The organism is Lysobacter antibioticus HS124 (assembly GCF_000336385.2).
Lineage (GTDB): Bacteria > Pseudomonadota > Gammaproteobacteria > Xanthomonadales > Xanthomonadaceae > Lysobacter > Lysobacter firmicutimachus.
The window spans coordinates 31,918-44,311 of sequence record NZ_HG424450.1; the positions used below are offsets into that span (position 1 = coordinate 31,918).

Consider the following 12,394-nt stretch of genomic DNA (forward strand, 5'->3'; position numbering starts at 1 on the left):
CCATGGCCAATCGCGACACGACGATCACGCTGCTGCTCAAGGGCAACGCTGCGGCGCTGAATGCTGCGCTCCAGCAGTCCAGCCGGCAGGTACGCAGCTTCGCCACCGAGGCCGAGCAAGCCGGAAGCCGTAGCCGCAGACCGTTCAATCAGGTCCGCGCCAGCGTCGCGTCGATCAGCAAGCAACTGGCGCAGGCCAAGACCCAGCTCATCGCATTTGTCGGCCTCCAGGGCGTGGGCGACGCGGTCAGCCGTCTGGTCCGAGCGGCCGACAGCTATGCGAATCTGGCGGCCAAGATCAAGCTGGCGACGACCTCGCAGGCCGGCTTTAATCAAGCCGAAGCGACGGTCTTTGCGATCGCGCAGCGTACGTCGACCCAACTGGATTCGACCGCCACGCTGTTCGGGCGCTTGACCAGCGCATTGCAGGATCAGGGCGGCTCGCAGAGGGAAGTCCTGGGACTGACCGAAACGATCAACAAAGCTCTGGCCGTCTCCGGCGCTACGGCTGCGGAAACGGCATCGGTCATCGTCCAGTTGAGTCAGGCCTTCGCTGCCGGCCGGCTCAGCGGCGACGAGTTCAACTCGATCAATGACGCGGGTCCACGCCTGATGCAGGCACTGGCCAAGAGCATGGGCGTGACAGTCGGTGAACTGAAGGCCCTGGCCGAGGCCGGAAAGCTCACCAGCGACCAGCTACGCAAGGCGTTCTCGGGCGAGCAGGCTCGCAAGATCGCCACCGAGTTCGGCCAGCTTCCGCTGACCATCGAGCGTAGCCTCACCCAGCTCGATAGCGCCTTCACCCGATTTGTCGGTCAGCAGGATCGAGCCAGTGGGACGTCGGCGGCGATCGCGCAGTCGATCCAAGGACTGTCGCAGAACTTCGACGGCTTGGCGAACGTGGTCGGTGTGGTCATCGTTGCGGCGCTCGGGCGATTCATCGCGAACCTGGCCACGGCCGGCGCCGCGAAGCTTCAGAGCCTGCGCCAAACCCGGCAGTTGGCGCTGGAAGAACTGGCCCAGGCCCGTGCGGCGGAATCGGCGGCGCAGGCCGAACTGGCGCGCGCCCGAGCGCTCGCGCTGGCCGGCGCCGGCACCGCGGGGGCGACGACGGCCGAAGCCGCGCTCGCCGCGGCGCAGGCTCGGACTACGGCGGCCACTCACGCGGCGACCGCGGCGGTGGGCGCGAAGGCCCTCGCCGTTCGCGGGCTGTCCACCGTGCTGACGCTGATGGGCGGTCCACTGGGCCTAGCCATCACCGGCGTGACCCTGCTGGCGAGCGCCTTCGCCAGCGCCAGCGCGAGCGCTAGGGCGGCCAAGCTCGAGTTCGAGGGCACGATCCAGGCCGCACAGCGGTTTCGCCAGCAGCAGGACATCGACGCAGGCGTCGATGTCGGCAAGCGCTTGATCGCCCAGCGCGACCAACTACGAAAGGAGTTGGAGGACCTGGAGGGTATCCGCCGAGGCTGGGGCGGTGGTCACTTCAATGAGGGGCAGAGCGCCGGGCGGCTGCTGTTTGGCGAGGAACTGGACGGCGAAATCGCCCGCGTCCAAACCCAGCTCAAGCGGACCAACGCCGAATTCGAGACGGTCCGCAAGTCGCTAACCGACCTCCGCGCGGCGCAGGCGACCGGCGGACGAACCCGACAGCAAGCCAGCAAGGATGCGGCCGATTTCGCCAGAAATCTGATGGACCAGAACGAGAAGCTCAAGATCGAGCGGATCGAGCGCGAGAAGGGGCTACGCGCGGCGCTGGAGTACCGGGCAGTCAAAGCCGCCGGGGTCAAAGATGTCGCACAGCTGACGGAAGCGACACGCAAGCTCATCGATGAGCAGGTCCGTGAGCGCGAGGCCGCCAAGGCGTCGTCTGCGGAGGACCGCGCGCAGATCAAGGCACGGCGAGAGGCCGACCAGGCGCAGAGGGCCGCCCAGCGCCTCGCCAAGCAACAGAAGAGGGCGCAGGACCGCGAGGACAAGAAGGAAAAGAAGACCGACGAAGAACTGGATCGGACGGTGGCCGAAGCGGAAGCCGGCCTGCTGCGCAACCGAGGCGACACGGCCGTTGCCCGCCAGCGCGAGTTGCTGCTGGAACACCGGGAATCCTTGGCCGAACTGCTCAAGCGTGGGCGCACGGCGGATTGGCTCAAGCTCAACCTGAGCATCGACACCGAGGTCGCGCGCGCCCAACTGGATGACTTGCAGGCACAGGTTGATCGCGTGTTCGGCGATCAATCGCGCCAGGAACAGTCGATCCAGACCCGGCAGCAGGCCGGTGCGTTGACCGAGATCGGCGTGCGCCGCGAGTTGCTGGAGTTGCACGGCCGCACCGCGGCTGAGGTCGATCAGCTCCTGCCGAAGATGGATGCGTTGGCGGCCAAGACCGGTTCGCCGGAGGCCATCGAGCGGGTCAAGGATTTGACGGCGCAGGTCGCCGCCCTGAAGGTCCAATCGAACGAGTTGCTGGTCACCTTGAGCAACGGGTTCGAGTCGGGCCTCAGCACCGCATTGGAAGGGCTGGCGACGGGCACATTGACTCTGCGACAAGCCCTCACCGGGTTGGTGCAGGATATGGCCCGGTCGCTGGCGCAACTGGCCTCGCAGCAACTGGCGGCGCTGGCCACAGCCAAGCTGATGTCGGTGGTGGGCAAGCTGGTGGGCGGCGGAAAAGCCCCGGACGTCGCCCAGCCGGACCCGGTTCAAGCGGCCGCGGCGGGCGCCGCGTACGCCACCCCGATCACTGGCGCCTCGTTGGCGTTGGGAGTGGCCGGCGGCGTGGTCCTGAAGTCCGCCGCGGCAATGCAGACGGCGGCGATGACCTTGCTGGCCGCCAACGCGACCAAGAAGGCGAGCGGACTTTTCGCCGCAGGCGGCTTCACCGGCATCGGCCCAAAGTACGCCCCGGCCGGCATCGTGCATCGCGGCGAGTTCGTGCATCGCCGCGAGGTGGTTCGCCAGCCCGGCGCGCGGTCGTTTCTGGAGCGGTTCAATCGCGTTGGCATGGCCGCGCTGGATGGCCTGCGCGGATACGCCACCGGCGGATTCGTGGCACCCTCCCCCGTGCCGCCAGTGCCGCGACCTCGCTCCATGGCCGAACGACCCGGTTCGAATTCTGCTGAGCAGCGTGCTTCGCAAATTACGAACGTCCTCTACCTGGACCCGCGCGAGATCGTCAACGTGATGGGTACCCAGGCGGGTCGGCAAGTTATCCTTTCCACCATTCGGGCCAATGCCCCAACCGTTCGTCAGGATCTTGCGTAGCGGCCTCACGACGCCGCACTACTGGCGTACCGTGAACGGGCGCGCCGAGCTTCCCCTAAGAGCTGCTTCTACCGGCCGCAGGCGACTCACGTGTCGAGTCCCACGTGAGTCGCCTTTCCCTCCTTCCAAGACAACGATCTGACAGCCAGCCAACGGCCGCGTCGGACGGAACGTTCATCTCGTCAGATCATCTTGGCTAACATGCAAACCAATGGACGACCGCTGATCAGAGAGCCGACGATGGTTCGTTCTCTATCGCGAAAACTAGGTTGTACCCGCCATCGCCGTGGTCATGATCAGAATGGAATTTGGTTCGATCAGATAGCACGCCATTGTTGACGAGTTTCTTCAGCAGACGAACTAGCCGCTGGAAGTCCGAATGTCCCTTGTCGCCAGACAAAGAACTGAACGTGTACCCATGCTCATTCGGCTCAACTGAGTATTCAGAAGAGCCTCCCTTTATCAGGCTCCAAGCATCGATTGAGTTGAGATTGTCCATGGTTTCGAAGACTGACATATCAGAATCTCCATTTTAGGAGATCCAGGGTTAATTTACCGCCAGGCGGAATGCAAGCAAACGGCGACCTCACGAATCAAAAATGACAATACGAACAGGTGTGGCAAGTAGCTATTACGACCTACTTGATCGACTGGAATCTGCTCTTTGCAGCGAAGGTCATGCTTGGGGCGTTCAGCGCTTCGGGGTTGGCGATGGATCGCTGACAGCATCAGATGGAAGCGTTGGTGGGTATCGCGGTGGCTCTTCCAGCGTAGCGGAGGCAGGAACGCTCACCGCGCTGGACTCTGATCGTTTCCAGGTGACTGGATCTGCGTCTGGCGTTCTGGGGGTTGCGCATGTAGGCCAACCGTTCGAAACCGATCGCATCCAATTTCGCATCAACGCGGGAACGACACCATTCGTGCGTGGCGATCGCTTCACTTTGAACACGTCGCCACCTTGGCGACTGCTACGGCGATTTGGCTGTCGTAATCCGGGGGCCCGCACGACGAACCTCGCCAGTCCGGATGCCGTCTTCGACAATCGCACCGATACCTGGTCGTCTCGGCCGAACGCTGAGCTCCCGGCGCAGGCCACGATTGAAATGATCGGCCCGGCAGCGGTGAAGGCCGTGACCCTGGGCATCGGCGACACCAGCACGCGCGGCCCAGCCGCCTTCGAACTGCAGCGATCCGACGACGGCGTGGTCTGGTCGCGCGTTCAGGCCTGGGCCGGCCAGACCTGGCCGACCGCTCGGCTGCGACGCACCTACACGGTTACGGCCACCGGTGCTGCGACCCGCTTCTGGCGAGTGCTGGTCACCGCCAGTGCCGGCGGCGATTCCCTGGAACTGGCCGACGTCAGCTTCCACACCGACCTCAACGCCGACTTCGAACTCGAGGACCGGGCGCAGTGGATCGTCCAAGCGCCGGGGCTCGACGGCCAAAAGGCCATCTACCTGGGCGCCGAACTGTATGAGGACCCAGCGCGGGCGGCCTACAACCTCAATTGGTACGGCTTCCGGTCTTACAACCCGCTTCGTAGCGTTCGAACCCAGACCAACCACAGCGGCCTGCGCTGCCTGCCATTGCGCAATGGCCCGTTCGCCTACTGGCTGGCGATCAACGGGCAGCGGCTGGTAATCGTGGCCCGAGTGGGCACCGTCTACCTGAGCGCCTACCTGGGGTTCGCCCACGCCTATGAGCCGCCTTCGATCCATGAGTATCCCCTGGTCGTCGGGGCCTGCGGCTCGCTAGAGACCCTGACCCCCGATGCGACGGATTCGAACTTCCGCTGCTTCTTCGACCCGGGCCGATACGGGGTGGCGGCCAATTACCCGGATAACGTCTGGCGGCCGCACAGCAATCGCTTCGCGGTTGGCAATACGGAGTACGGGGATCAGGAAACGCCCGGCAAGGTCTACCCCAGCGCCATGTCGGTGGACGGTCACCGAAGCTATCTGCGCGCAAACCTGGACGACTCCTCGCCTGTGTTGCCGTTGGTGCTGGGAAACACGACGCCGCGCCACGCCTTTGGCGAGTTCGACGGCTGCGGCTGGACGACGGGCTTTGGCACGGCCTCCGAGTCGCGTATCGACCATGACGGCGCCTCCTGGCTGGCGTTTCAGAACGCCTTTCGCACCTCGCCCGACAACTATTTCGCACTGAAACTGGACTGATGGCCTACGCGACTTCGGCGGCAAACGACCCCGGCGAATTGCTCGACAAGCTGCGGCTGTTCGCCCAAGAGGCCGGGTGGTCGATCGACGGGCTCCGAGACCGGACCGCAAAGCCCGGCAAGGCGCTCAGCCTCCATGCAGCGGGACTGTACGCGACCTTCTTTTCTGAGCTGACGGGCGGCGACGGAAGTCGGCCGCCGCCGTACATCGGCGTCTTTGGCCACACCGGCTTTGCCACGACTGCCAATCCCGATGTCCAATCCGAGGCCAGTGCCCCGGCGTGGTCCAACTACCTGCAAGGTCCCTACAGTGCGGTGCACTTCTTCGGCCGAAACGCGCCTCGACCCTACCTGCATGTGGTGCTGGAGACCCAAGCCGGTACGTTCAAGCACTTCGGCACGGGCCGTCTAGTGGCCGCCGGCTCGGTAAACACCGGGCAGTACGTGTACGGAAGCCAGTGGTTCTACGATTCGCGTTACATCAATAGTCCCGATGACTACCATCATGCGATCGCATTCGACGATCACTGGGCCAACTTCATGCCGCCAGTGACCCGAGTCCGCGCAGATTTTGATGGGGTGGCGCCGCGCTGGCATTCGGTTTCGGATTCGCCCAGCGACAGCCTTCGTTTGCTGTGCGGTTGGCGGGGCAAAGCCTCGCCGATCAACCTGTTGAAGGACATCGGACACAGCGCATTGACAGGCCGTTCGCCGACGTACCCGCTGTGGTGCGCGGTGCCGCGAGGTGCCGATCTGTACTCCGACATCGGCCATCCGCCGGATCTGCGTTTCATTCGCCTCGACAGCTATGCGCCCGGCGAGGAGCTGGTGCTGGGCGACGATCGCTGGAAGGTGTTCCCGGTGCACCGCAAGAACGGACCGGCCGGAACGCCCAACAGCGGCGTGTACGGCTACGCGTACCGCATCATCGAGTAGCGATTCGACCCCATGTGGCATGGTCTTTGGCCGCTGACCTTCAGCGGTCAGGGCGACTATTTCCCCTCGCGCACCGGGCTCGATCGGCCCGGCAGTGCGCTCGGCGCCGAGCCCCAATTTGGTCGCCGTACGGTCGTCGTTCCGCAGCATGTCGCGGATGCCCGTCGGGGAGCCGTGCAGCCACTCTTCGGCGACGACTTCTTCGACCGCGTCTACGTCGAGCCGCGGACGCTAAACCTCGGCAACGTCAGCAGCGTGCAACGCCGTGCGGTGCGCGTCTGGAACGCCTTCCGCAGCCGCGCGCTGACCCTGACCGGAGCGACGCTGACCGGCGGCGAAGGCATCGTCTTGACCGCGCCCGGCGTGCCGCCGCTGCCGTTCGCGCCGCTGTCGGAGCGGACCTGGCAGGTCGCGGTCGGAACGGACGGGCCGCCGGTCATCGGCGCCAGCCTGGCGTTTCACTTCGACGGCTTCGCCCCGATCCCGGTCCTGATCACCGGCCAGCGCATCGTTGCCTTCGGCTTTGTCCCGGATTGGTCGAGTGGCGTGTTGGAGCGGCTGGCCTGGCGCACGGACATCCTGACCAGCCCCCTGCAGATCGAGCAACGGCGCGGGCTACGCTCGACGCCGCGGCGGTCGTTCGAAGCGACCCTGATCGTGGACGGCCGCGAGCGGGTGCTGCTCGACCTGGCCGTGTTTGGTTGGGGTGGTCGAACCTGGGCGCTGCCGGTCTGGCCGGACGGTCAGTGGTTGGGCGCCGATCACGCGCTCGGCACCCGTCTCCTGACCTGCGACCCGACGTATCGGGACTTCCGGCTTGGCGGCCTGGTGCTGCTGCGTGGCCCGACCGCGTTTGACACCGAGGTCGCTGAGGTCGAGTCCATTGGCGCCGACCGCCTGACGCTGCGGCATCCGACCACCCGCGCCTGGCCGCGGGGTACCCGGCTCTACCCGGTTCGTACCGCCCGATTGGCCGAAGCGCCCAAGGTAACCCGCCTGACCGACCAGGCCGCGTCGATCGCAGTGCGGTTCGATGTGGTCGAGCCCTGCGATTGGCCGCCGCTGCTGGATGCGCCGATCTACCGGGGACACCCCGTCCTGGCCGATCGCCCCGACGAATCCGAATCGTTGTCGGCCGGATGGCAGCGGGCGCTGCTCACCTTGGATAATGAGTTCGGGACACCGTTCGTGCTGGACCCGACCGACTGGGCGGCGGTGACCAAATCGCATCGCTGGCGGATGCACGGTCGCGCCGAGCGCGCGCGGGTCCGGTCCTGGCTGTACGCCCTGCGGGGCCGCCAGGCTGTCGTTTGGCGGCCGACCCACGCCAACGACTTGTCCCTGGTGGCCCCGGTGGCCGGCACCGCCACGGCGGCGGACGTGGCCAACGTCGGCCTGGCGCGGTTCGGCGGCCTACGGCCGGGACGCCGCGACCTGCGGATCGAGCTTCGCGACGGTCGGACCTTCCATCGCCGGATCACCGCCGCGGCCAGCCTGGACGAGGTGACGGATCGCATCACCCTCGACGCCACGCTGGGCGTGGACGTGCGCCGGCGCGACGTGAAGCGGATCAGCTTCCTGGTCCTGTCCCGCGCCGATAGCGACGAGACCGAAATCGAACACCACACCGACAGCGACGGCGCCGCTGATGCAGCGACCGTGCTCAGGGCGGTGCGAGATATCGATCAATCGTCCTCGTCGTCGGATTTACGGAGAGCAATGAGCTTCTCAAGGAATTCAGTGTAATGGCTTAGGGCCGCCTTAAATGCCTCTTGTCGTGCGTCATGCCAAATAGCGGCATCCCCCTCCGGCGGAGTGTCTACCAGGCTATCGACAAGTTCGGGGCGAGCCATTTCCAACACGCCAAGAATGCCCTTGGGGTTCGGATGTGCACTGATTACCGCGTCCAAGATGATCTGAAGAGCGGAAATTCGACTGCTGGCTTGAGCGGCGCCTTTGTGAAGGGCCTCGATGTGGTCCGCGCAGTACTGCGCGAACTCTTGGGGCGACATGGTTGCTTCTTTAGGCATGGCAAGTCCGTCCTTGATCTATCAAGTTCAGTCTAGCAAGGGTTACGTTGTCCTTCGATCAATTTGAGCTTTCCACAGCCGCCGGAAATCCGCGGCGACTGTACGAGTTTGTACGCGGAGCCCAGCGCTGGCGCTACACGGGTGGCGATCGCGACTTCGAACTCGACACGCAGGCGTATCGCGCCATTGCTATCAGCGACGACGGCATCCGCCAGTCCGGCCACGTCGCCAGCGATGTGCTGACGATCACCGCGCCGGGCGATTTCGAGATCGCCCGGTGGTACCGCGGCCTGCCGCCTTCGACCGAAGTCTCGGTGTTCATCCGCGACGTCCATGAGGGCGACGCCGAGGCGCGGGTGGCCTGGGTCGGGCGCGTGGCCGGGGTCAACCGGCCCCGCCTGGAAGCGAGCGAGATTCGCTGCCAGTCGCTGGACGCCGCGCTCGGACAGCCCGGCCTACGCCTGGCCTGGACGCGCGGCTGCCCGCACACGCTCTACGACCGCAACTGCCGGGTCAATCCCGAAGCGCATCGGGTGCCGGCATCCTTGACGACGGTCGCCGGCAACATCGTCACGGCCGGCGAGTTCGGCCTGCTGCCGAACGGGTGGTTGGCTGGCGGCTTCTTGGCCTGGGATCTGGGCGAGGCCGGCATCGAGCGACGCGGCATTCGCTTCCACGAAGGCGAACGGCTGATCTTGCTCGGGGCCGGCGACGGCCTGCGCGTCGGCCAGGCCGTCGTCGCCTATCCCGGTTGCGGCCGAACCATCGCGATCTGCCACAGCAAGTTCGCCAATGCGCCGAACTACGGCGGCGTGCCGGGGCTGCCCGGAAAATCCCCCTTCGACGGCACGCCGATCTTCTAGCGGCGTCGCCGCTCCTTTTCGAGTCCCACTTATGAACATCTGGGTCCAGCTCGCGATTTGGCTGGTCAGTTATTTCGTCTCGGCGGCCGCACGGCCGAAACCGCCGCAGCCCAAGCCGGCGGCGTTCGGCGACTTCCAGTTCCCCCAGGCCACCGAGGGCACGCCGCAGGCGGTGATATTCGGCGACGTGTGGATCTCGGATTGGATGGTGCTCGGCGTCGGCCAGTACCGCACGCAAGCGATCAAACAAAAGGGGGGCAAGAAGTGATCGTAACCTTGGACCACCTTCGCCGCGCGCCGGGCTTCGGTGCGCGGCCGGGATTCTGCGCCCAAGGCGGGCGCGAATGGTTCGCCTACTACGGCTTGGACTGGAGCGCTTTCGTGCGCGAGGGCATCGACGCCCAAGCCATCGAGGCCACCGGCGACGCGCTGGGTGTCCATTTGGTCGCGTTCGCGCGCGCGGAGGCGGCGCGTGGGTAGTCGTAGGAAGCAGACGGTCGGTCACCGCTACCTGTTCGGATTGCACATGGGCCTCGCACGAGGACCGCTGGACGAGATCGTCGAGATCCAGGGCGGCGACCGGGAGGCCTGGAAGGGCTCGGTCACCAAGAGCGGCCGGATCGTCATCAACAAGCCCGACCTGTTCGGCGGGGACAAGGGCGAGGGCGGGATCAAGGGCACGCTCGACGTGCTCATGGGGGATGCCGATCAAGCCGTATTGCCGGCGCTGGCGGCCCTGCACGGCACCCCCACGCCCGCGTTCCGCGGTGGCGCAACGATGTATTTCGACGGCCAGATCACGGCGAACAACCCGTACCCGAAGCCGTGGAAGACCCGCGCGCGCCGCGCGTTGGCCGGTTGGGACGGGGCGCCGTGGTATCCCGAGAAGGCGGTGATCTGGCTGGCGAACGGCGCCATCCGCGCCATGAACCCGGCGCACATCCTGGTCGAGTGCTTGACGAACCGGGACTGGGGCCGAGGGCTGGACCGCGGCCTGCTGGACGACGCCAGCTATCGCCGCGCCGCCGACACGCTGCACGCCGAAGGCTTCGGCCTGTGCCTGCGCTGGGCGCGGCAGACCGCGATCAGTGACTTCATGCAGGTCGTGATCGACCACATCGGCGCCGCGCAGTACACCGACCGCAGCACCGGCCGGTCCACGCTGCGGCTGCTGCGCGACGACTACCGCGTCGACGATCTGCCGCTGTTCGACTACGAATCCGGGCTGCTGGCGATCGAGGAGGACGAAGGCGGCGCCCAGGATGCGGCGGTCAATCAGGTCATCGTGACCTGGTACGACCCGATCAAAGACGAGGAGCGGCAGGTCCGGGTGCAGGACCTGGCCGGCATCCAAGCCACCGGTGGCGTCGCCTCCACCACCACCGAGTACCGTGGCCTGCCGACCGCCGAGCTCGCGGCGCGGGTCGGCACGCGCGACCTGTCGATCGCCTGTTCGGCCTTGAAGCGGTTCAAGATCAAGCTCGACCGGCGCGGCGGCGTGCTGGCTCCCGGCAGCGTGTTCTGCATCCGCGATCCGTTCCGCGAGATCGGCACCCTGGTTCTGCGTGCCGGCACCTTCGACGACGGGCGGATCGCCGAAGGCGCCATCACCGTTCAGGCCGTGCAGGACGTGTTCGGCCTGCCGGCCACCAGCTACCTCCAGCCGCAGCCCCCGATCTGGCTACCGCCGGACCGCACGCCGCAGCCGGCACCGACGCACCGGCTGTTCGAGGCCGGCTACCGCGACCTGGCGACCACACTGGACTCGGTCGCGCTGGCGACGCTGCCAACGGACGCAGGGGCGGTTCTGGCCGTAGGCGAACAGCCGGGCGGCCTGGCGTTGAACTACATCCTGGCCACGCGGACCGGTGGCGGCGCCTTCGCCGAGGCCGGCACGGGCGATTGGTGCCCCACCGCGATCCTGGCCGGTGCCCTCACGGCAACAACGACCGCTGTCCAGCTCGCGGCCGGACGCGCGCTGGATCAAGTGGCGGCCGGTACCGCGGCCTGGATCGAGGACGAGCTGGTCCGCGTCGTGGCGATCGATCCGCAGTCCCAGACCACGACGCTGGCGCGCGGCTGCGCCGATACCGTTCCGGTGCCGCACGCCGAGGGCGCCCGGATTTGGTTCTACGACGATTTCGCCGCGGCCGACCCCATGGACTACAGCGCCGGCGAGACCGTTGAGGCCAAGCTGCTGACCCGCACGTCGAGCGCGCAGTTGGACCCCGCGCTGGCGCCGATCGACAACGTGCGCTTGGCGCAGCGCCAGGCGCGGCCGTACCCGCCGGGCGACCTGAAACTGGCCGGCGCCCGCTACCCGGATGCCGTCGACGGCGATCTCGTGGTGGACTGGGCGCATCGCGATCGCCGCTTGCAGGCAGACCAGTTGATCGACCACGGACAAGGATCGATCGGGCCGGAGGCGGGAACGGCGTATGTCGTCCGGCTCCTTGATGCCATCGCCGGCAGCGTCCTCGACGGCCCGGCGCCGATCAGCGGCGCCAGCTACGCCTCGCCACTCAAGGGCGCGCACCGAGTGCGCGCCGAGACCGGTTCGATGCGCGATGGGCTGGCGAGCTGGCAGAAGGCCACGCACACCTTCGACTTCAAGAACGGCCTGCTTCGAACGGAGACCAGCGACGAGCTGGTCAGCGAAGCCGGCGACTACCTGCTAATGGAGTGATATGGCGAATCTCAAGCTCTCCCAACTGCCGGCAGCGGCCCAACTGGTCGGGGCCGAACTGGTGCCCCTGGTCCAGGGCGGACAAACCAAGGCCGCGACCCTGACTGCCATCGCGAACATGCGGAGGGGGGCATGGCAACTGGCCCAGTTGGAAGCGCCGTGGATCGCTTTCGGCGATCCGTTCGCAGCACCCGCCTACCGTAACGACGGGAGCCGTGTGTATCTGCGGGGGCTGATCAAGGACGGCGCCGGCGGGTCGACAGCATTTCGCCTACCCGCAGGCCTACGGCCACCGATGCGCCATCTGTTCGCATGCATCAGCGATCGGAACGAGCCGACCCGCATCGATATCACAGCGACTGGCGACGTAATCGTGGTTCAACCGTTGAGCGGAACCGTTCAATGGCTGTCGCTCGACGGCATCGCGTTCTGCATCGACTAGGAAA

At 66.4% G+C, this 12,394-nt stretch carries 11 protein-coding genes; 9 read left to right on the plus strand and 2 right to left on the minus strand.

Features of this window, described 5'->3' with window-relative positions; genetic code table 11:
• The first annotated feature begins 2 nt into the window (after positions 1-2).
• Positions 3-3,257: a tape measure protein gene (locus TX83_RS02830; RefSeq protein WP_064746404.1), complete on the plus strand. Its 3,255-nt coding sequence runs from the start codon at positions 3-5 to the stop codon at positions 3,255-3,257.
• Between the two features lie 226 nt (positions 3,258-3,483).
• Here the strand turns inward: TX83_RS02830 and TX83_RS22490 are convergent, their stop codons facing one another.
• Entirely contained in the window at positions 3,484-3,774 is a 291-nt protein-coding gene (locus TX83_RS22490) for a hypothetical protein (protein WP_141233316.1), read from the minus strand.
• 403 nt (positions 3,775-4,177) lie between these two features.
• Between TX83_RS22490 and TX83_RS02835 the strand changes: the two genes are divergently transcribed.
• From TX83_RS02835 to TX83_RS02845, 3 genes are read left to right on the plus strand one after another with little or no spacing between them, the layout of a single operon-like run.
• Positions 4,178-5,434, plus strand: a complete 1,257-nt coding sequence (locus TX83_RS02835) for a hypothetical protein (protein ID WP_141233317.1) — start codon at positions 4,178-4,180, stop codon at positions 5,432-5,434.
• Positions 5,434-6,369 (plus strand): hypothetical protein, encoded by a 936-nt coding sequence (locus TX83_RS02840; RefSeq protein ID WP_064746406.1) that lies wholly within the window; start codon positions 5,434-5,436, stop codon positions 6,367-6,369. Before TX83_RS02835 ends, TX83_RS02840 begins: the two co-directional genes overlap by 1 nt.
• 12 nt (positions 6,370-6,381) lie before the next feature.
• Positions 6,382-8,115 (plus strand): hypothetical protein, encoded by a 1,734-nt coding sequence (locus tag TX83_RS02845; RefSeq protein ID WP_141233318.1) that lies wholly within the window; start codon positions 6,382-6,384, stop codon positions 8,113-8,115.
• On the opposite strand, the gene TX83_RS22495 is transcribed toward TX83_RS02845, so the two are convergent.
• Positions 8,055-8,399 (minus strand): hypothetical protein, encoded by a 345-nt coding sequence (locus TX83_RS22495; RefSeq protein WP_141233319.1) that lies wholly within the window; start codon positions 8,397-8,399, stop codon positions 8,055-8,057. The genes TX83_RS02845 and TX83_RS22495 overlap by 61 nt on opposite strands.
• Before the next feature lie 47 nt (positions 8,400-8,446).
• Between TX83_RS22495 and TX83_RS02850 the strand changes: the two genes are divergently transcribed.
• From TX83_RS02850 to TX83_RS02870, 5 genes are read left to right on the plus strand one after another with little or no spacing between them, the layout of a single operon-like run.
• Positions 8,447-9,262, plus strand: coding sequence for a phage BR0599 family protein (locus tag TX83_RS02850; protein WP_064746408.1), 816 nt, complete (start codon positions 8,447-8,449; stop codon positions 9,260-9,262).
• 31 nt (positions 9,263-9,293) lie between these two features.
• Complete coding sequence (locus tag TX83_RS02855; RefSeq protein WP_064746409.1) at positions 9,294-9,530, plus strand: hypothetical protein; 237 nt, start codon at positions 9,294-9,296, stop codon at positions 9,528-9,530.
• Between the two features lie 8 nt (positions 9,531-9,538).
• Positions 9,539-9,742, plus strand: coding sequence for a hypothetical protein (locus tag TX83_RS02860; RefSeq protein ID WP_261369992.1), 204 nt, complete (start codon positions 9,539-9,541; stop codon positions 9,740-9,742).
• A gap of 46 nt (positions 9,743-9,788) precedes the next feature.
• Positions 9,789-11,948, plus strand: coding sequence for a phage tail protein (locus tag TX83_RS02865; protein ID WP_064746411.1), 2,160 nt, complete (start codon positions 9,789-9,791; stop codon positions 11,946-11,948).
• A 1-nt stretch (position 11,949) separates the two neighbouring features.
• Positions 11,950-12,390, plus strand: a complete 441-nt coding sequence (locus TX83_RS02870; protein ID WP_064746412.1) for a hypothetical protein — start codon at positions 11,950-11,952, stop codon at positions 12,388-12,390.
• Positions 12,391-12,394 lie beyond the last annotated feature (4 nt).